The following is a 19,712-nucleotide window of genomic DNA, read 5'->3' as shown; positions in this document are numbered from 1 at the left end:
CGGCCCCCCGTGGTCAATCCCGGGGTGGCGCGCCATAGTCCGGCGAGACGGGATCATAACGCGCGAAGGGCCGACGACCAGTGACCGCCGACACACCGCCGACACCGCGGCGCCGCCGCTGGCCGCTGCGCCTGGCGACGGCCATCGTGCTGCTGCTCACGGCGGCGACGCTGACCGCCGGCGCGCTGGTCGGGCGGCCCTTGGTGGTGCCGGACTGGGTGGCCGAGCGGATCGAGGCACGCATCGCCGACCTCGTCCCCGGCGCCACCATCGGATTCGAGCAATTGCGGCTGGTGATCGGCGATGCCGGTCTCGTGCGCGTCCGGCTCGACGACGCGGCGCTGCGCGCAATTGACGGCACGCCCATCGCCGCGCTGTCGGAACTGGAGATCGCGGCCCGGCTCCCGCCGCTTCTGAAAGGCGACGTGGAGCTGCGCGAGGCGCGCGTGTCCGGCGCCTTCCTCACCGTGCGGCGGGCCGAGGACGGGCGCCTTGGTATCGGCCTCGGCATCGCGCGGGAACAGCAGAACCCGAGCGTGCCCGAGGTTATCGCGGGCATCGACGCGGCGCTTGAGGATCCGCGCCTCGCGGCGCTGGACGGCGTCACGCTCGACGGCCTGACGATCCGTTTCATCGACGCGCGGCTGGGGCGCGAGTGGCTGGCCGATGGCGGCCAAGTGTCGGTCGAACGCACCGGCGGCGACCTTCGGGTCTCCGGAAGCGCGGCGCTGCTCGGGCAGGGCGACAGCGCGGCGAGCCTCTCGCTCAACGCCGAGAGCCCGATCGGTGCGACCGACGCCTCTTTCGGGCTGTCGCTCGACAACCTCCAGGCACGGGACATCGCCACGCAGAGCCCGGCACTGGCCTGGCTGGAGGCTTTGCGCGCGCCGATCTCGGGCGCGCTGCGGGGCTGGACCGCGCCGGATGGGGCACTCGGCGGGCTCGACGCGACGCTGCGCATCGGCGCGGGGGTCCTGCAACCGACCGAGGCGGCCGAGCCCCTGCGCTTCGAGGGGGCGCAGACCTACCTGTCCTACGTGCCTTCGACCGGGCGGATCGAGTTCACGGAGATCGCGGTGGAGACCGCCGCAGGAGACGCGCGCGCCACCGGGCGGGCGCAGATCGGCGCGGCGGAGGGCGGCTGGCCCGAGGCGATCACCGGCCAGTTCGTGCTCTCCGACCTCACCGCCAATCCCGGCGGCGCCTTCGCGGGCCCGGTGCGCGTGGACCGGGCGGAGCTCGACCTGCGCCTGCAATTGTCGCCGTTCCAGATCGACATCGGCCGGTTGCGCATCGCCGACCCCGAGAAGGCCCTGCGCGCCAGCGGCCGGGTCAGCGCCGGCGAGGCGGGCTGGTCGGTGCGGGTGGACGCGCAGGCCGACCGGGTGACGCCGGACGCGCTTGCGGCGCACTGGCCCGTGGCGCTGGCCCCCCAGACGCGACAATGGGTGGTCGAGCGCGTCACCGGCGGGCGCGCGCGGGATGCCACGCTGGCGCTGCGCTGGCAGCCGGGCAACCGGCTCGATCTCTACTTCGACCTCGATTTCGTGGATGCCGCGGTCCAGTTCACTGACACGCTGCCGCCGGTTACGGACGCGGTCGGGCGGCTGGTCTATGACGGTGACCGCCTGTCGGCGCGGCTGGAGGCCGGCACGCTGACCCCGCCCGAGGGCGGCGGCATCGACCTCGCCGGCAGCGCCTTCGTCATCCCCGACACGCGGCAGGACCCGGCGACGGGGGAGATCCGGCTGGAGGCGGCCGGCAGCGCGACGGCGGCGCTGTCGCTTCTCGACCAGCCGCCGCTGTCGTTGCTGGAGAAGGCTGGCCGCGGGACCGACCTTGCCACCGGGACGGCTCAGGTTTCGGGGACGATCATCCGCCCGCTCGGCCCCGGCGTGACGCTGGCGGAGACCGGGCTGGACCTCTCCGGCACGCTGAGCGGGGTGGAGAGCACCAAGGCCGTGCCCGGCCGGCGCATCGCCGCCGATACGCTGGAGCTGAGCGTGACGGACGAGGCGGTGCGTATCGCCGGCGCGATGACCTTCGACGGCGTGCCCTTCGACGGCGCCTGGACCCGGCCGCTGGGTGAGGGCGATGCGCGGATCGAGGGGACCGCGCGGTTGAGCGCGGCGGGGGCCGAGGCGCTCGGCGTGGCTCTGCCGGACGGGCTGATCTCGGGCGCCGGGCCGGCGCAGGTGCGCGTCGATCTGCCGGCGGGCGGGGCGCCGCGGTTCCGGCTGACCTCGGAGCTCGCCGGGATCGGCATGGCGATCCCGCAGGTGGGCTGGTCGCTGGCGCCGGGCACGCGCGGGACGCTGGAGATCGCCGGGCGGCTGGGCGATGCGCCGGATATCGACACGCTTCGGATCGACGCCGGGGGGTTGCGAACCTTGGGGCGCGTGGCCCTGCGGGCGGATGGCGGGCTGGACCGGGTGAGCCTCGACCGGGTGCGGGTGGGGTCGTGGTTCGACGCGCCGGTGACGCTGATCGGCCGTGGCGGCGCGGCGCCGGAGGTGCGCGTGACCGGCGGTCGGGCCGACCTGCGCGGCGCCAATTTCGGCGCCGGCGGTGGCGGCGCTGGGGGCGGCGGAGGCACGCCGCTTCGGATCGCGCTCGACACCCTGACCATCGCGGAGGGGATCGTTCTGCGGGACTTCGCGGGGCGCTTCGCCGCGCGGGCCGGCGGGCTCGACGGCGGGTTCACCGCCGGGATGGCGGGGACGAGCGCGGCGCTGACCGGGCAGCTTCTGCCGCAGAACGGCGGCACCGGGCTGCGCGTGTCATCCGAGGATGCCGGCAACGTGCTGGAATCGACCGGCATCCTGAAGACCGTCGCGGGCGGACGGATGGTGCTGAACCTCACGCCGACGGGCGCGCCGGGCACCTATGACGGCGCCGTCACCGTGACCGAGGCGCGGCTGCGCGACGCGCCGGCGATCGGCGCGCTGCTCGACGCGATCTCCATCGTCGGGATCATCGACCAGCTGGAAGGGCCGGGGATCTATTTCGAGGAGGCCGAAGGGCGGTTCCGCCTCTCGCCCGACCGGGTGACGCTGTCGCAGTTCAGCGCCGTCGGCCCGTCGATGGGCGTGTCAGTGGACGGCTACGTCGATCTGGGGTCGGGCCAGCTCGACCTGCAGGGGGTGCTGTCGCCGATCTACGTGCTGAACTCCATCGGGTCGATCTTCACGCGGCGGGGCGAGGGGCTGCTGGGTTTCAACTTCACAGTCACCGGGCCGTCCTCGCAGCCGCGGGTTGCGGTCAATCCGCTTTCGGTGTTCACCCCCGGCATGTTCCGCGAGATCTTTCGCCGCCCGCCCCCGACCGCAGAGTGAGCCCGGCCGATGCGCCTCGACGAGTTCGACTTCGATCTGCCCGAAGAGCTGATCGCGACGCGCCCGGCGCGGCCGCGCTCCGCCGCGCGGCTGCTGGTGGCCGAGGGCGACCGGATCACCGACGCGGTGGTGCGCGATCTCGGCGACTGGCTGCGGCCGGGCGACCGGCTGGTGCTGAACGACACGCGGGTGATCCCGGCGCGGCTGTCGGGGATGCGCACGCGCGCCGGGGCCGAGGGCGAGACCTCCGCCCGTATCGAGGCGACGCTGCTGGAGCCGGGCGCGGACGGGACATGGTCGGCGCTGGTCAAGCCGCTGAAGAAGGTGCGCGAGGGCGAGACGATCCGCTTTTCGGAGGCGCTGTCGGCGGTGCTGGAGGCCAAGGGCGACGGGCAGGGGCGGCTGCGCTTCAACCTCTCCGGGGCGAAGTTCGACGCCGCGCTGGCCGAGGCCGGGGCGATGCCGCTGCCGCCCTACATCGCCGGGCGCCGCGCGGCGGATGCGCAGGACCGGGAGGATTACCAGACGGTCTGGGCCGACAAGCCGGGCGCGGTGGCCGCGCCGACCGCGTCGCTGCACTTCGATGCGCCGCTGCTGGACGGCCTCGCCGCGCGCGGCGTGACGTTCAGCCAGTTGACGCTGCATGTCGGCGCCGGTACCTTCCTGCCGGTGAAGGTGGAGGACGTGACCACCCACCGCATGCACGCCGAATGGGGCGAGGTCTCGGAGCGCGCGGCGGCGGAGATAGCGGAGACCCGCGCGGCGGGCGGGCGGATCATTCCGGTCGGCACCACGGCGCTGCGCCTGATCGAGACGGCGGCGCGCGCCACCGGCCAAGTGGAGCCGTGGCGGGGCGAGACCGACATCTTCATCTATCCCGGCTTCACCTTCCGCGCGACGGACGCGCTGATGACCAATTTTCACCTGCCGAAGTCGACGCTTCTGATGCTGGTGTCGGCACTGATGGGGCAGGAGAGGGTCCGCGCGATCTATGCCCATGCGGTGGCAGAGCGCTATCGCTTCTTTTCCTACGGGGACGCGTCCCTGCTGATCCCGACATAATTCAGCGCAGCATCACGGTATTGCGGTCCAGCATCGGTTCGAGCCCGACGCAGATCGGCAGCAGATCGAAGTCCGAGGCGATCCGGCTCACCTCTTCGGAGACGTCGCCGAGCAGGCTGCCGGTCACGTCCAGCACGTCGCCGAGTATGCCGCCCGTCTCCGCAACGGCCGCTTCGATGAGTGTGCCGACCGGCGTGTCGGGCGACACGATGGCCGGAATGTCCGACACGATGTCGAGATCGGCGAAGAGCAGGATGCGCACGCCGTCGCCGGCCATGCAGGGCGGGGAGCCGGGCAGCAGGGCGTCGGGCGTGAGCTCGACCTCTCCCAGGTCGGTCAGCAGCGACGTGACGTTGGACACCACGAGGCTCGCCTTCAGCCGCACGTCGGTGCCGAAGCGGATCGGACAGTCGGCGAAGATCGCGGCGTTCTCGACCACGAAGCCGTCGCCCAGCCGCGCCACGCCGCGGTCGTCGCATTGCACGCGGAAGCTGCCGTCGCTCAGCACCGATATGTCGTCGAGACTCGCGGCATGGATATTGCGCGTGGCGGTCGCTACCGCGTCGCGCAGGTGCCGGGCGGTGACGGCGCCGCCGTTCAGGCCGAACAGATCGACGCCGAGCGAGTCCGGGGATGTCGCGGTGCGCACGAGCGCGTCGATCAACCCGGCGACGTCCTCGTTTTTCCAGATCGGTGCATCGCCGTAATCGACCGTTCCATTGGCGTACAGGCAGATGCCGGCGAACACGTCCTTCTCCGACACGTCGACACGCGCCTGGAGCGACAGCAGCGGATCGCCGCAGCGCGCCGAGGGAGCGGCGCGGAACGTCGCCACCGCGTCGCCCTGCAGAGACCACGGCGAGAAACCGAAGGGAAAGATGAGCCGCAGGGGCTCGGGGGTGCCGCGTTCCTCCGTGCGACGAAGCGTGACGCGCACCGCGTTGGCCGGCAGCACGCCGGCATCGAAGGGCTGGCCGTCATCGATCCGCCCCATGACGACGCTATCGTGCTGCCAGGCGTCCTCCAGGCCCGCCACGCGAAGCGCCTGGCGGCTGATCCGCTCGGCCACCGCCTCGGGGCTTTCGGACAGGCGCGGCTCGGAGGCGCGGACGGCGGCGCCGTGCGCGGCCGCCTCCGCGGTGGATTGCAGGATCTCGCGGACCCGCCACCCGTTGGCGATGTCGACCGCGGCGCCGCCGACCAGCAGGGTGCAGGTCAGCAGGAAGAAGGATGCCACGCTTCCGACCGCGCCGTCCTCGCTGGTGAATTGCGCGATGTACCGGCGCATCAGGCCGGCTCCATCAGCATTCTGAGCGAGGCGCCTATGGTGCCTTCGTAGAATTTCGGCAGGAACGGGCTCAGCGCAGTGTCCTCGCCATCGACCAGGACCTGTATGTGAACCTCGTCGTCCGCGACGTTAATTCCGAACCTGTATTCGACGTTGCGCGGGAACATCCGTTCCGCGAAGAGGGCCGCTGCCTCGTCGGTGGCGACCCGTCGCTGGGCCACGGCCCGGGCGGTATCGCGCGATGCGTTCCAGAGCCCGGCATCGACGATCATCATGTAGGACAGATCGAGGATAAGCATGAGGCCGGCCGCAAGGAGCGGCGTCCAGATCACGAATTCGACGGTGGTCGAGCCTTCTTCATCGCGGCGCAGCATTATCAACCAATTCCCAGTGCGAGTCATGTCGAACCTCCGCTGCCAGCACTCGGTGCGAGCGGTCAGTCTTGTGGCGAATAGGGGCTGCAATGCGGCGATTTCGACATTGATGTGTCGTCAATGTGCAGTTTGGGGGAATTTTCATTTAAAACGATAACTTGGGTTTGCGTTTTTATTGATCGGGGCCCCACATGCTGCGAAGTCCGGAATGAATTAACAGCGGGGGGAATTTCAACGCGGGGCCTCCGGTCGAGGCAGTTAATATTCGTTAACTTTTCCCGAGGCTTCCGGATTTTCCTTTGCGCGCAGGGGCAAGCCGGTGCCAGTTCGGCAATATTTCGTTTTCATGCCAATGATATTGCGGAAGCGTTCGCGACCAAGGCGCCGATTCGCTTCCGTGGTAGGTCGAGAGGGCAGTTTCGCCATATTCGCGCGCCCGAGGGAGGCGACGAAAAGCGGCGGAGTGTCGAAATCCGAATGGACGGCCAACACCGGCGGATGTAGCGGGTGCCGGGGGACGGACGTGCCGGCTTCTGACGAAGGATAGACCTGATGGTGAACGTGTTTCTGAGCTCCTGGCCGCTGTTCTTCGGGGTCATGCTGCTGATGGTCGGCAACGGCCTGCAGGGCTCTCTCATGGGGGTGCGCGGCGGCGCGGCGGGGTTTTCGCCCTTCATCATGTCGGTGGTGATCTCGGCCTACTTCCTCGGATTCATGATCGCCTCGCGCATGACGCCCGAGATGATCCGCCGGGTCGGGCATGTGCGGGTCTTCGCCGCGCTCGGCTCGCTGATCTCGGCGGCGCTGATCATCTTTCCGACGCTGGAGCATCCGGCGGTCTGGATCGCCATGCGGGTGATCCTCGGCTTCGCGTTCTGCGGGGTCTACGTGACCTCCGAAAGCTGGCTGAACAACGCGGCGACCAACGACACGCGCGGGCAGGCGATATCTCTCTACATGATCACGCAGATGGTGGGGATCATCGCCGCGCAGGCGCTTCTGGTGGTGCCGGACCCGTCGGGCTACCTCTTGTTCGTCATCCCCTCGGTGCTGGTCTCCATAGCCTTCGCGCCGATCCTCCTGGCGATTTCGCCCACGCCGGCGTTCGAATCGACCAAGCCGATGAACATCACGAAGCTGTTCACGACCTCGCCGCTGGCCTTCGTGGGGATGTCGCTGATGGGGGCGGTCTTCGCGCTGCAATTCGGCATGTCGGCGGTGTTCGCGACGGAGGCGGGAATGACGCTGCAGCAGACGTCGGTCTTCGTTGCGGCCTTCTACGTCGGCGCGCTGGTCTGCCAGTACCCGCTGGGCTGGCTGTCGGACCGTATGGACCGCCGCGTGCTCATCGCCTCCACCGCGCTCGCCGGGGGCCTCGCGGGGGTGGTCGGGCTGACGATGTCGGACAGTTTCCTGGTGCTCGTCGGCGTCGCGGCGGTGATCGGCGGGTCGGCCAACCCGCTCTATTCGCTGCTCATCGCCTATGCCAACGATTTCCTCGATGTGGAGGACATGGCCAGCGCCTCGGCGGGCCTGATGTTCGTGAACGGAGTGGGCGCGGTGATCGGCCCGATCCTCACCGGCTGGTTCATGGAGCAGATGGGCGCGCGCGGCTACTTCGTGCTGATCGCGGTGCCGATGCTGGCGCTGACCGGGTACGGCATCTACCGGATGACCAAGCGGCCCGCGCCGTCCGTCGACGAGACCGGCAGCTACACCTACTACGCGCCGACGGGGACGGTCGTGGCGATGGAATACGCCCAGGAGGCCGCCATGGAGGCCGCCGAGGCGGAGGCCGAGGCGCAGGCGATCGCCTCCGAACGCGAATCCGGCGCCTCCGGGTAGGGCGCCGGAGCGGGAGGATCGGCCGATCCGCAACACCGCGCGATCAATCTGACACCATGCGACATCAATCGTGATTATCAAGCCGGGTGCCGCCGGGTTACCACAACAGGACTGGGGTGTGCCCAAAGGAGGAGTGTTCCGTGGCGGGACCCGAAGAGATTCTGAGTTTCTGGCTCGACGAGGTCGGACCGGAGGGGTGGTACAAGCAGGATGCGGCGCTCGACGCCGAGATCCGCGAGCGGTTCCAGGAGACCCTGGAAGGTGCGATGGCCGGGCGCTACGCGCTCTGGCTGACCTATCCGTCGGGCGCGCTGGCCTACGTGATCCTGCTCGACCAGTTTTCGCGCAACATGTTCCGCGACAGCCGCCGCGCCTTCGCGTCGGACCGTATCGCGCTCGCGGCGGCGAAGCAGGCGGTGCATCGCGGCTGGGACCTGAAGATCGACCCGCCGGCGCGGCAGTTCTTCTACCTGCCGCTGATGCATTCGGAGAACCTGTGCGATCAGGACCGTTGCGTGCGCCTGATGAAGGAGCGGATGCCCCGGGAGGCGGCGGACAACATGCTGCACGCCAAGGCGCATCGCGAGGTCGTGCGCCGCTATGGCCGGTTCCCGCACCGCAACGCCGCGCTCGGCCGGTCGACGACCGGGGAAGAGGCGCGTTTTCTCGACGAGGGCGGCTATGGCCGCGTGGTGCGGGAGATGAAGCAGCCGGCCTGACGCCGGCCGGGACCGCAGGGCGGGCGCCGGTCCGGCGCCGCGCCCGCTTTCAGGCCGTCCTGTCGTCCCCGGCGGGCGGCGGATCGGCCTTGCGCACCCGGTCGACGAGATAGTCACGGGCGCGGCGTTCGGCGAGGCGGACACGGCAGGCGGTCAGGAACGCCTCTTCCAGGGTCGTCGAGGCCGCCGCGATGACCCCGCCGATCTCGATGTAGAGCCGATCTTCCCCGAGCTTGTCCTGTGCGTCCAGCACGTCCTGCGCCAGCTTGTCGGCGAGATCGTCGAGATAGCTCATGCCTTGCCTCAGCGCGTGCTTTCGGTCAGGCGGCGCTTCACGTAATCGGAGACGGTCCCGATCATCGTGTCCATGTGCGGCCCTTCGAAGAAGTGACCGGAGCCCTCGATTTCCTCGTGGGTGATGGTGATGCCCTTCTGCTCCTTCAGCTTGCCGACGAGCGCGCCGGTATCGGCCGGTGGCGCCACGCGGTCGGCGGTGCCGTTGATGATCAGGCCCGAGGACGGGCAGGGCGCGAGGAAGGAGAAATCGTACATGTTGGCCGGCGGCGAGGCCGAGATGAAGCCGGTGATCTCGGGCCGGCGCATCAGGAGCTGCATGCCGATCCAGGCCCCGAAGGAGAACCCGGCGACCCAGCAATGCTTGGAATTGGCGTTCATCGACTGCAGGTAGTCGAGCGCCGAGGCGGCGTCGCTGAGCTCGCCCACGCCCTGGTCGTATTCGCCCTGGGACCGGCCGACTCCGCGGAAATTGAACCGCATCACCGTGAAGCCCATGTTGTAGAAGGCGTAATGCAGGTTGTAGACCACCTTGTTGTTCATCGTGCCGCCGAATTGCGGATGCGGGTGCAGCACGATGGCGATGGGCGCGTCGCGGTCCTTCTGCGGGTGATAACGGCCTTCGAGGCGGCCTTCGGGGCCGGGAAAAATCACCTCGGGCATGGGGCGGCGGCTCCTTCGCGTGGGCTTCGCGGGTCAGCGGATTGTTGACGCAATCCGTCAAACATTTTAGAACTCTTCTAAACGCAGGCGCGGGGGTTCGGCCAGCGTCCGTGGCAGATACGCATTTGCCTATCGAACGTCAATTGCCGCGCGCTGCGCGGTCTGTGGAACGGTGCACGCGCAGGGCGGCGGCAAGGGAGACGGCGGAATGAAGCTCAGCACCAAGGGGCGCTACGCGATGGTCGCGCTGGTGGATATCGCGTTGCAGCCGGCGGATGCGTTGGTGACGCTGGGCGACATCTCGCGACGGCAGGACGTGTCCTTGCCCTATCTCGAACAGCTTTTCGTGAAGCTGCGACGCGCGGACCTGGTCAAATCGGTGCGCGGGCCGGGGGGCGGCTACCGCCTGGCGCGGCCGGCGACGGAGATCCGGGTGGCCGACGTGCTGGCCGCGGTCGACGAGACGGTGGACGCGATGCACAAGGGCGCGGGCGCCTCGGGCGGTCTGTCCGGGTCGAAGGCGCAATCGCTGTCGAACCGGCTGTGGCAGGGGCTCTCGGCGCATGTCTACGTCTTCCTGCACCAGACGCGGCTGTCGGACGTGGCGGGCAACGCGCTGGTGCCGTGCCCGGCGGTGCCGTCGCTGTTCGACGTGGTGGACGAGCCGTGAGGGCGCGCTCCTCCAGCCCTTGCGGGCTGTCCTCGCCTGGGCCGCGCGTTGCCCGGCCGGTGGCGCGGGTGGGCGGCGGCGGACTGGGGCTCCGCCCCAGACCCCGGAGTATTTATCGGCCCAAAGAAGCAGGGTACGCGGTGTGAAGCGGGTCTATCTCGACTGGAATGCGACGGCGCCGCTGCGGCCGGAGGCGCGGGCGGCGATGATCTCGGCGATGGACGGGATCGGCAATCCGTCCTCGGTGCACGAGGAGGGGCGCGCGGCCAAGCGGATCGTGGAGACGGCTCGCGGCGAGGTGGCGCGGGCCTTCGGCGCCGAGGGGGCGGACGTGGTGTTCGTCTCGGGCGCGACGGAGGCGGCGGCGCTGGCCTGCGCCGAGCGCGGGCTTGTCGGCGCGGATATCGAGCATGACGCGGTGGCGGCCTGGATCGACCTGGCGCTCGGCGTGGACGAAGATGGGCGCGTGGCCGTGGACGAGCCGGGGCGCACCGCGCTGCAGGCGGCCAATTCCGAGACCGGCGTGGTGCAGGAGTTGCCCGAGGGGCTGGCCGTGGTCGACGCCACGCAGGCCTTCGGCAAGCTGCCGGTGGCGTTCAACTGGATGGGCTGCGGCATGGCGCTGATCTCGGCCCACAAGATCGGCGGGCCGAAGGGTGTCGGCGCGCTGGTGATGAAGCGCGGCACCGACCTTGCCGCGCGCATCCGCGGCGGCGGGCAGGAGATGGGCCGCCGCTCGGGCACCGAGAACGTGATCGGCATTGCCGGCTTCGGCGCCGCGGCGGCGGCGGCGGCGCGCGATCTGGACGACGGGGTGTGGACCCGTGTCGAAAAACTTAGAAGGATTCTAGAATCCTCCATTGCAGAGCTCGGCAATGAGATTATTTTTGTCGGGAATGGTGCCCGGCGGTTGCCGAACACCAGCTGTTTCGCGGTGCCCGGATGGAAGGGCGAGACGCAGGTCATGCAGATGGACCTTGCCGGTTTCGCCATCAGCGCCGGCAGCGCCTGTTCCAGCGGCAAGGTCCGCGAGAGCCGGGTGCTGCGGGCGATGGGGTTCGATGCGGCGACGGCGTCGGGGGCGATCCGGGTGAGCCTCGGGCCCGAGACCGAAGAAGAGGACGTGCAGCGCTTCGTCGAGGCTTGGGCACGACAATACCGGAAGTTTCGCGCAAAGGCCGCCTGAGGCGGCGCATGCGGTCAGGAGAGGACGACATGGCAGCTTTGGACCAGACCGAGGTGAAGGAAGGCGTCGACCAGGAGACGGTGGACAAGGTCCGCAACCTGGGCGGCAAGTACAAGTACGGCTGGGAAACCGACGTGGAGATGGACTACGCGCCGAAGGGCCTGACGCCCGACATCGTGCGCCTCATTTCCGAGAAGAACGGCGAGCCGGAGTGGATGACCGAATGGCGCATGGGCGCCTACGAGCGCTGGCTCAAGATGACCGAGCCGGACTGGGCGATGGTCGAGTATCCCCAGATCGACTTCCAGGAACAATATTACTACGCCCGGCCGAAGAGCATGGCCGAGAAGCCGAAATCGCTCGACGAGGTCGATCCCAAGCTTCTGGAGACCTACGAGAAGCTCGGCATTCCGCTCAAGGAGCAGATGATCCTCGCCGGGGTCGAGGGCGCCGATGAAGTGCCGGCCGAGGGCCGCGAGAGCGAGCGCAAGGTTGCCGTCGATGCGGTGTTCGATTCCGTCTCCGTCGGCACGACCTTCCAGAAGGAGCTGGCCGAGGCCGGCGTGATCTTCTGCTCGATCTCCGAGGCGATCGAGAAGCATCCCGAGCTGGTGAAGAAGTACCTCGGATCGGTTGTGCCGGTGCAGGACAACTTCTACGCCACGCTGAACTCCGCGGTGTTCTCCGACGGGTCCTTCGTCTACGTGCCTCCGGGCGTGCGCTGCCCGATGGAGCTGTCGACGTATTTCCGCATCAACGCCGAGAACACCGGCCAGTTCGAGCGCACGCTGATCATCGCCGACAAGGGCTCTTTCGTGTCCTACCTCGAGGGATGCACCGCGCCGCAGCGCGACCAGGCGCAGCTTCACGCCGCGGTGGTGGAGATCATCGCCGAGGAAGACGCCGAGGTAAAATATTCCACGGTGCAGAACTGGTTCCCCGGCGACGAGGAAGGCCGCGGCGGCATCTACAACTTCGTCACCAAGCGCGCCGATTGCCGCGGAGACCGCTCGAAGGTGATGTGGACGCAGGTCGAGACCGGCTCGGCCGTGACCTGGAAGTATCCGTCCTGCATCCTGCGCGGCAACGAGAGCCAGGGCGAGTTCTACTCCATCGCCATCACCAACAACCACCAGCAGGCCGATACCGGCACGAAGATGATCCACCTGGGCAAGAACACGCGCTCGCGCATCGTGTCCAAGGGCATCTCGGCGGGGCAGGCGCAGAACACCTATCGCGGCCTCGTGTCGATGCACCCCAAGGCGAAGAACTCGCGGAATTACACCCAGTGCGACAGCTTGCTGATCGGCGACAGGTGCGGGGCGCACACGGTCCCGTATATCGAGGTGAAGAACAACTCGAGCCGGGTGGAGCACGAGGCGACGACCTCCAAGGTCGACGACGACCAGATGTTCTACTGCCGCCAGCGCGGGCTCGACGAAGAGGAGGCCGTGGCGCTGATCGTGAACGGTTTCGCCAAGGAGGTGCTGCAGGCGCTGCCGATGGAATTCGCGATGGAAGCGCAGCAGCTCGTGGCGATCTCTCTCGAGGGGTCGGTCGGCTGAGGCAGGGGCGCGCTGTGCGATCCGCCGGGTCGCGCCGCCGGGCACGTGCCGCCGGTCTCGCCTTTCAGAGGCGGGATCGCGGCGACGCCGACAATGTCTGTGGCGCAAGGAGAGACGGACATGATCGTGACCACCACGCCCAGTGTCGAGGGCTACCAGATCGCCGACTACAAGGACATCGTCGTCGGCGAGGCGATCATGGGGACCAATGTCTTCCGCGATTTCTTCTCGCAGGTGCGGGACGTGATCGGCGGGCGCTCGGGCGCCTATGAATCGGCGCTGCGCGAAGCGCGCACCGAGGCGTTCAAGGATCTGCGCGAGCAGGCCGCGCAGCTCGGGGCCAATGCGGTGGTCGGCGTCGACATCGACTACGAGGTTGTCGGAGATTCGATGCTCATGGTGTCGGTCTCGGGCACGGCGGTGGTGCTGGGCTGATGCATGGTGCGGTGCTCACGCGGCCGGAGCTGACGCTGCCGGAGCCCGAGGCGGCGCTCCTGCGCAGCGAGTACGCGCAGGCGGAGGTGATCCTCGAATACGGCTCGGGCGGCTCCACGGTGATGGCGGGCGAGATGGCGGGCAAGCACGTCACCGCGATCGAGTCCGATCCCGAGTGGGCGGCGATGATGCGCGGCTGGTTCGCGGAGAACCCGCCGGCCGCCGGCACCGACGTGGAAATCGTCTGGTCCGACATCGGCCCGACGAAGGATTGGGGGCACCCGAAGGGTGACGAGGCGTGGCGGAACTTTGCCCGCTATCCCCTTGCCATCTGGTCGGAAAAGCGGTTCCGGCACCCCGACGTGGTGCTGGTGGACGGCCGCTTCCGGCTCGGCTGTGCGCTGGCCGCCGCCTACCTTGCGGAGCGATCCCTGACGCTTCTCTTCGACGACTATGCGCACCGGACGCATTACCACCGGATCGAGACATTCATCGGCGCGCCGTCGCTTACCGGGCGGATGGCGCGCTTCGACATCACCCCGCAGCCGATCCCGCCCACGCGGCTGCTGCGGATCATCCAGATGATGCAGCGGCCGTAAGCGCCGCGCAGGATGGGAAGAAAGAGGAAAACATGCTCGAGATCAAGAACCTGCACGTCAAGCTTGAAGACGAGGACAAGGCGATCCTGAAAGGCGTCGACCTGACGGTCGAGGCCGGCAAGGTGCACGCGATCATGGGGCCGAACGGGTCTGGCAAGTCGACGCTGAGCTACGTTCTGTCGGGCCGCGACGGCTACGAGGTCACCGATGGCTCCGCGACTCTGCTGGGCGAGGACATCCTCGACATGGAGCCCGAGGAGCGCGCCGCCGCCGGCATGTTCCTGGCGTTCCAGTACCCGGTTGAGATCCCCGGCGTCGGCAACATGACCTTTCTACGCTCGGCGGTGAACGCGCAGCGCAAGGCGCGTGGTGAAGAGGAAATGTCCTCGACCGAATTCCTGAAGGTTATCAGGGAGAAGGCGAAAGATCTTCAGATCGATCAGGACATGCTCAAGCGGCCCGTGAACGTCGGTTTCTCGGGCGGCGAGAAGAAACGCAACGAGATCCTGCAGATGGCGATGCTGGAGCCCAAGCTCTGTATCCTCGACGAGACCGATTCCGGCCTCGACGTGGATGCGATGAAACTGGTCTCCGAAGGCGTGAACGCGCTGCGCTCGCCCGACCGCGGGTTCCTCGTGATCACGCACTACCAGCGGCTTCTGGACCACATCAAACCGGACGTCGTGCACATCATGTCGGACGGCAAGATCGTGAAGACCGGCGGGCCGGAACTGGCTATGGAAGTCGAAACGCACGGCTACCAGGACCTCAAGGAGGGCGCGTAAATGGCGATGCTGAAACCGAAAGCGCCCGAGCCTCGGGCGCTCGATCTCGCCGAGACGCGCATCGCGGCGCTGACGCTGCCCGAGGGCGGCTGGGCGGAGCCCGCGCGCCGCGACGCGCTGAGCCGTGTGCGCGACATGGGGCTGCCCATCGCGCGCGACGAGTACTGGAAATACACCAAGCCCGACACGCTGACCGCGGTGGAGCCGACGCCCGCCGCGCTCTTCGAGGATGACGACGCGCCGGTCTTCGGCGCCTTCGACCGTCTGAAGATCGTCTTCGTGGACGGCGTGTTCGACGCCGATGCCTCGGACGATCTGGCGCTCGAGGGGATCGAGATCGAGCGCCTCGCCGAGAGCCGCGCGGACATCCACTGGGCCAAGGACATCTACGGCACGCTCGAGGCGCGGGGCCAGACGCCCGTGAAACGCCCGCTCGCGGCGCTCAATACCGCGTTCGCAACCGACGGCGTGCTGATCCGCGTCACGGGCAAGCCGTCCAAGCCCGTCAGCCTGATTTATCACCACAAGTCAGAGGCTTCGGACGCGATCCTGCACCATGTCGTGAAGGTCGAGGAAGGCGCGGAACTGACCTTGCTGGAGAACGGCCCGGCCGCTGCGCGGGTCAACATGGGCCTCGAGGTGGACGTTGCCGATACCGGCGTGTTCCGCCACATCCGTGCGCAGGGCCGCGACCACGAACGGCGCGCCGCCACGCACATCTTCGGTCGGCTGGGCCGCGAGTCCGCGTTCAAGTCCTTCACGCTGACCGCCAATGGCGTGCTGACGCGCAACGAGGTGGTGCTGGAGCTGACCGGCGACGACGCCATCGCGCATGTCGCGGGCGCCTGCATGGGCGACGGCGATTTCCACCACGACGACACGGTTTTCGTCACCCACGACGCGGTGAACTGCGAAAGCCGGCAGGTCTACAAGAAGGTACTGCGCAACGGTGCCGTGGGCGTCTTCCAGGGCAAGATCCTGGTGGAGGCCGGCGCGCAGAAGACCGACGGTTACCAGATCTCGCAATCGCTGCTTCTGGACGACGACTCGACCTTCCAGGCCAAGCCGGAGCTGGAGATCTACGCCGACGATGTCGCCTGTTCGCACGGGTCGACCTCGGGCGCGATCGACGAGGAGGCGTTGTTCTACCTGCGCTCGCGCGGGTTGCAGAAGGCCGAGGCGACCGATTACCTGACGCTCGCCTTCCTCGCCGAAGCGGTGCAGGAGATCGACGACGAGGACCTGCAGGCGGAGATCGTGGAGCGCATCTCGGCCTGGCTCTTCCGCCGCCGGGCCAAGTGAGGGCACCTTGGCGGTCACGACCGACATCGTTGCCACCTATCGCGGGCCGGGCGCCGTCATGCGGCACCTGCTCGCCATGGGGCGGCGGGAGGACCGCGCGCTCGCCATGGCGATGGGCGCCTGCGCGCTGACATTCCTGTCGTCGTGGCCGCGCCTCGCGCGGGAGGCGCATCTGCAGGAGCTGCCGCTCGACGCGCAGCTTGGCGGGGCGCTGATGGCATGGATTTTCATCGCGCCGCTTGGGCTTTATGCCGTCGCCGCGCTGAGCCACCTCGTCGCGAAGGTGCTGGGCGGCAAGGGCGACTGGTACGGCGCGCGGCTCGCGCTGTTCTGGAGCTTCCTTGCGTCCACCCCGCTGATCCTGTTGAACGGTCTTGTCGCGGGCCTGATCGGCCCCGGGCCGGCGCTGAGCCTCGTGGGGCTCGTCTGGTGCGCCGTCTTCGCGTGGTTCTGGCTGCGCAGCCTGATGGTCGCCGAGGAGGGCGCATGACCTTGAACGGATTTTTCGCGCTCGCCTGGCAGAGCGTCACGGCGCCGCGCGAGGTCGCGCGGCTGCTTTTGTCGCTGCGCCTCAACACCGAGGCGCTGATCCTGTCGTTCTCGCTGGTGGTCGTCCTTCAGACGGTGCTGGTGACGATGTCGGCGCAGATCAGGCCGCCCGATCCGGCGCTGGCCCCGTTGCTGGGCCAGCCGCTCGTGTTCCTGGTCGGCCTCGCCACGGTGCTGATCGTGTTGGTCCTGGCGCTGACCTGGGCCGGGCGCGGTCTGGGCGGCGCGGGGCGGGTGCAGGATGTCGCGCTGCTGGTGGCCTGGCTGCAGGGGCTCGACGTGCTGGTCCAACTGGTTCTGCTGCTGATGTTGCCCGTGGCGCCCGTCCTGGCCGGGCTCGTATCGCTGCTGGCGACCGGGGCGGGCCTCTGGATCCTCTTGAATTTTCTTGCCGAGGCGCAGGGCTTCGAGGGCGTGGGCAAGTCCGCGCTGGCATTGCTGCTGGCGGTCACCGGGCTGGCGCTCGGGCTCGCGCTCTTCGTGACGCTCTCCGGCGCAACTGTGGAGGCTGTCCCCCATGTATGACGTGGACGCGATCCGCCGCGACTTCCCGATCCTGTCGCGCGAGGTGAACGGCAAGCCCTTGGTCTACCTCGACAACGGCGCATCGGCGCAGAAGCCGCAGGTGGTCATTGATGCGGTCACGAAGGCCTATTCCGAGGAATACGCAAACGTTCACAGGGGGTTGCACTACCTTTCCAATGTCGCGACCGAGAAATACGAAGCGGTACGCGGCACAGTGGCGCGCTTTCTCGGTGCACCTTCGGAAGAAGAGGTCGTGCTCAACACCGGCACCACGGAGGGCATCAACCTCGTGGCCTATGGCTGGGCCATGCCGCGCATGGAGCCCGGCGACGAAATCGTCCTGTCGGTGATGGAGCACCACGCCAACATCGTGCCGTGGCATTTCCTGCGTGAGCGTCAAGGGGTGAAGTTGCGCTGGGTCGATACCGAGCTGGACGGCTCGCTCGATCCGCAGAAGGTCATCGACGCCATCGGGCCAAAGACCAAGCTGGTGGCGATCACGCATCTTTCCAATGTGTTGGGAACCGTCGTCGATGTGAAGGTCATCGCGGGCGCGGCGCGCGAGAAGGGTGTGCCGGTGCTTGTCGACGGCTCGCAGAGCGCGGTGCACATGCCGGTCGACGTGGCAGATCTCGATGTCGATTTCTACGCCATCACGGGCCACAAGCTTTACGGTCCGAGCGGATCGGGCGCGATCTACATCCGTCGTGAGCGGCTGGACGAGATGCGCCCCTTCATGGGCGGCGGCGACATGATCCGCGAGGTCCACAAGGACGACATCACCTGGGCCGATCCGCCGATGAAGTTCGAGGCGGGAACGCCGGGGATCGTTCAGACCATCGGGCTCGGCGTCGCGCTCGACTACATGTCGGGCCTCGGCATGCAGAACATCGCCGACCACGAGGCGCGGGTGGCCGAGTACGCGCGGCAGAAGCTGGAAGGGCTGAACTGGCTACAGGTGCAAGGCACGGCGCCGGGCAAGGCGGCGATCTTCTCGTTCACGCTCGACGGAGCGGCGCATGCGCACGACATCTCCACCATTCTGGACAAGAAGGGCGTGGCGGTCCGTGCGGGCCATCACTGTGCCGGGCCCCTGATGGATCATCTCGGGATTTCAGCGACATGCCGGGCGTCCTTCGGTCTCTACAACACCGAGGCCGAGGTCGACGTGCTGGTCGAGGCGCTGGAGCTCGCACACGAGCTCTTCGCCTGAAGCTGGCGCTTCGCCCGGCCTCCTGCTAGCTAGGCTGCACGCGCAGAAAGACAGACGGGAGACGGGCATGGCGGCGATCACTGAAGCGGATCAGATTTCGGATATCGCCTTCGGCTTCATGGGGTCCAAGGCGCTGTTCGTGGCGCTCGATCACCAGATCTTCACGCATCTGTCGAAGGGTGCCGCGGATGTCGATGAAATCTCGGAAAAAACCGGGCTGCACCCCGATCGGGCGGAAACCCTTCTGACAGCGCTCGCCGGCCTCGGCCTGCTGACCGTGTCGGACGGGCGCTTTGCCAATGCGCCGGGGGCGGAGGTGTTCCTCGTCCAGGGCGCCAAATACGATTTCGGCGATTACCTGCGGCTGCAGGTGGGCCGGCAGATGTACGGGCTGATCAGCCAGCTCGGTGCCGCGATCTCGGGCAACATGCCGCCCGACGCGACTGTCTCCTACGAGGACTGGTTCGAGGACGCCGAGGAGGCGCGGCTCTATTCGGAAAGCCAGCATGCAGGATCGCTCGGCCCGGCGCGGCAGGTCACGAAGAAGGTCGATTTGTCGGGCGCGCGCACTCTGCTGGATGTCGGCGGCGGCACCGGGGCCTTCGCGATCACGCTCTGCCAAGCCTTCCCGGAGCTGACGGCGACGGTGGTCGATTTCGCCAACGTCTCCAAGCTCGGCCGCCGCTACGTGGACGAGGCGGGGCTTTCGGATCGCATCCGCTATGTCGACGGCAACGCGCTCAGGACCGACTGGCCGGACGGGCAGGACATCGTGATGATGTCCTACCTGCTCTCCGGCGTGCCGGGGAGCGAGCATGACGGCCTCGTGGCGCGCGCCTACCACCACCTCGTGCCGGGCGGGCGTCTTCTGATCCACGATTTCGTGGTGGAGGCGGACCGCTCCGGACCCAAGCTCGCCGCGCTCTGGCAGCTGCAGCACACCGCCTTCACGCCCGAGGCCCGGTCTGTGGATGCGGCGGGTCTGTCGAACCTGTTGTCCGGCGCCGGCTTCGCCGAGACCGAGGTGATCGAGATGATCCCGGCCATGACCAAGCTGGCCGTCGGCCGCCGCCCTACCTGATCGATCCGCCGCAGCGCCGCCGCGTGTTCCGGGTTGCGTCCGCCGACGAACGCGGCTACGCAACGCGAAGTACGCACCCGTAGCTCAGCTGGATAGAGCGCTGCCCTCCGAAGGCAAGGCTAAGTCAAGTGGGTAATGGGTGTACGACGAAAAAATAAAGGAAAACCAATTAATTGGCGGAACTCGAAGGAGCGAAGAAACCGCTTCCGTGGTCACGGAAGC

General features: G+C 68.1%; 19 protein-coding genes. 15 read left to right on the top strand and 4 right to left on the bottom strand.

Annotated elements, in window-relative coordinates; translation table 11 throughout:
- Nucleotides 1-80: 80 nt before the first annotated feature.
- Together F3H57_RS11505 and queA are read left to right on the top strand one after the other, a co-directional pair.
- Nucleotides 81-3,335: a YhdP family protein gene (locus F3H57_RS11505; protein WP_149756053.1), complete on the top strand. Its 3,255-nt coding sequence runs from the start codon at nt 81-83 to the stop codon at nt 3,333-3,335.
- 9 nt (nt 3,336-3,344) lie between these two features.
- Nucleotides 3,345-4,397, top strand: a complete 1,053-nt coding sequence (gene queA, locus F3H57_RS11500; protein ID WP_149756052.1) for a tRNA preQ1(34) S-adenosylmethionine ribosyltransferase-isomerase QueA — start codon at nt 3,345-3,347, stop codon at nt 4,395-4,397.
- A 1-nt stretch (nt 4,398) separates the two neighbouring features.
- Here the strand turns inward: queA and F3H57_RS11495 are convergent, their stop codons facing one another.
- Together F3H57_RS11495 and F3H57_RS11490 are read right to left on the bottom strand one after the other, a co-directional pair.
- On the bottom strand, nt 4,399-5,685 hold the full coding sequence (locus F3H57_RS11495; RefSeq protein WP_149756051.1) for a hypothetical protein: 1,287 nt from the start codon (nt 5,683-5,685) through the stop codon (nt 4,399-4,401).
- Nucleotides 5,685-6,059, bottom strand: a complete 375-nt coding sequence (locus F3H57_RS11490) for a TadE/TadG family type IV pilus assembly protein (RefSeq protein ID WP_188129665.1) — start codon at nt 6,057-6,059, stop codon at nt 5,685-5,687. Before F3H57_RS11490 ends, F3H57_RS11495 begins: the two co-directional genes overlap by 1 nt.
- A gap of 552 nt (nt 6,060-6,611) precedes the next feature.
- On the opposite strand from F3H57_RS11490, the gene F3H57_RS11485 reads away from it, so the two are divergent.
- Together F3H57_RS11485 and F3H57_RS11480 are read left to right on the top strand one after the other, a co-directional pair.
- Nucleotides 6,612-7,904, top strand: a complete 1,293-nt coding sequence (locus F3H57_RS11485) for an MFS transporter (protein ID WP_149756049.1) — start codon at nt 6,612-6,614, stop codon at nt 7,902-7,904.
- A 140-nt stretch (nt 7,905-8,044) separates the two neighbouring features.
- Nucleotides 8,045-8,623, top strand: a complete 579-nt coding sequence (locus tag F3H57_RS11480) for a DUF924 family protein (protein ID WP_149756048.1) — start codon at nt 8,045-8,047, stop codon at nt 8,621-8,623.
- A 49-nt stretch (nt 8,624-8,672) separates the two neighbouring features.
- Here the strand turns inward: F3H57_RS11480 and F3H57_RS11475 are convergent, their stop codons facing one another.
- Both F3H57_RS11475 and F3H57_RS11470 read right to left on the bottom strand, forming a co-directional pair.
- On the bottom strand, nt 8,673-8,918 hold the full coding sequence (locus F3H57_RS11475) for a hypothetical protein (protein ID WP_149756047.1): 246 nt from the start codon (nt 8,916-8,918) through the stop codon (nt 8,673-8,675).
- A gap of 8 nt (nt 8,919-8,926) precedes the next feature.
- Complete coding sequence (locus F3H57_RS11470; protein ID WP_149756046.1) at nt 8,927-9,580, bottom strand: alpha/beta hydrolase; 654 nt, start codon at nt 9,578-9,580, stop codon at nt 8,927-8,929.
- 208 nt (nt 9,581-9,788) lie between these two features.
- Here F3H57_RS11470 and F3H57_RS11465 point away from each other — a divergent pair, with 208 nt between their 5' ends.
- From F3H57_RS11465 to F3H57_RS11415, 11 genes are all read left to right on the top strand, one after another.
- Complete coding sequence (locus F3H57_RS11465) at nt 9,789-10,250, top strand: Fe-S cluster assembly transcriptional regulator IscR (RefSeq protein ID WP_149756045.1); 462 nt, start codon at nt 9,789-9,791, stop codon at nt 10,248-10,250.
- A gap of 142 nt (nt 10,251-10,392) precedes the next feature.
- Nucleotides 10,393-11,436: a cysteine desulfurase family protein gene (locus F3H57_RS11460; RefSeq protein WP_149756044.1), complete on the top strand. Its 1,044-nt coding sequence runs from the start codon at nt 10,393-10,395 to the stop codon at nt 11,434-11,436.
- 29 nt (nt 11,437-11,465) lie between these two features.
- Nucleotides 11,466-13,001 (top strand): Fe-S cluster assembly protein SufB, encoded by a 1,536-nt coding sequence (gene sufB / locus F3H57_RS11455; protein ID WP_149756043.1) that lies wholly within the window; start codon nt 11,466-11,468, stop codon nt 12,999-13,001.
- A 120-nt stretch (nt 13,002-13,121) separates the two neighbouring features.
- On the top strand, nt 13,122-13,436 hold the full coding sequence (locus tag F3H57_RS11450; protein WP_149756042.1) for a heavy metal-binding domain-containing protein: 315 nt from the start codon (nt 13,122-13,124) through the stop codon (nt 13,434-13,436).
- Nucleotides 13,436-14,035 (top strand): hypothetical protein, encoded by a 600-nt coding sequence (locus F3H57_RS11445; RefSeq protein ID WP_149756041.1) that lies wholly within the window; start codon nt 13,436-13,438, stop codon nt 14,033-14,035. Before F3H57_RS11450 ends, F3H57_RS11445 begins: the two co-directional genes overlap by 1 nt.
- Before the next feature lie 32 nt (nt 14,036-14,067).
- Nucleotides 14,068-14,820 carry a Fe-S cluster assembly ATPase SufC gene (sufC, locus tag F3H57_RS11440; RefSeq protein ID WP_149756040.1) on the top strand — a complete coding sequence of 251 codons (753 nt, stop codon included), beginning with the start codon at nt 14,068-14,070 and terminating at the stop codon, nt 14,818-14,820.
- Nucleotides 14,821-16,122: a SufB/SufD family protein gene (locus tag F3H57_RS11435; protein WP_149756039.1), complete on the top strand. Its 1,302-nt coding sequence runs from the start codon at nt 14,821-14,823 to the stop codon at nt 16,120-16,122.
- 7 nt (nt 16,123-16,129) lie between these two features.
- Nucleotides 16,130-16,612, top strand: coding sequence for a YIP1 family protein (locus tag F3H57_RS11430; RefSeq protein ID WP_149756038.1), 483 nt, complete (start codon nt 16,130-16,132; stop codon nt 16,610-16,612).
- Nucleotides 16,609-17,196 carry a YIP1 family protein gene (locus F3H57_RS11425; RefSeq protein ID WP_149756037.1) on the top strand — a complete coding sequence of 196 codons (588 nt, stop codon included), beginning with the start codon at nt 16,609-16,611 and terminating at the stop codon, nt 17,194-17,196. Before F3H57_RS11430 ends, F3H57_RS11425 begins: the two co-directional genes overlap by 4 nt.
- Complete coding sequence (locus tag F3H57_RS11420) at nt 17,189-18,409, top strand: cysteine desulfurase (protein WP_149756036.1); 1,221 nt, start codon at nt 17,189-17,191, stop codon at nt 18,407-18,409. The genes F3H57_RS11425 and F3H57_RS11420 overlap by 8 nt, the downstream gene beginning before the upstream one ends.
- 67 nt (nt 18,410-18,476) lie before the next feature.
- Nucleotides 18,477-19,490 (top strand): methyltransferase, encoded by a 1,014-nt coding sequence (locus F3H57_RS11415; RefSeq protein WP_149756035.1) that lies wholly within the window; start codon nt 18,477-18,479, stop codon nt 19,488-19,490.
- The last annotated feature ends 222 nt before the right edge of the window (nt 19,491-19,712 follow it).

Origin of the sequence: Roseivivax sediminis (assembly GCF_900112685.1) — a bacterium.
GTDB lineage: Bacteria > Pseudomonadota > Alphaproteobacteria > Rhodobacterales > Rhodobacteraceae > Roseivivax > Roseivivax sediminis.
Note: the sequence above shows the minus strand (reverse complement) of the source record. Positions and strands in the feature narration are given on the sequence as shown.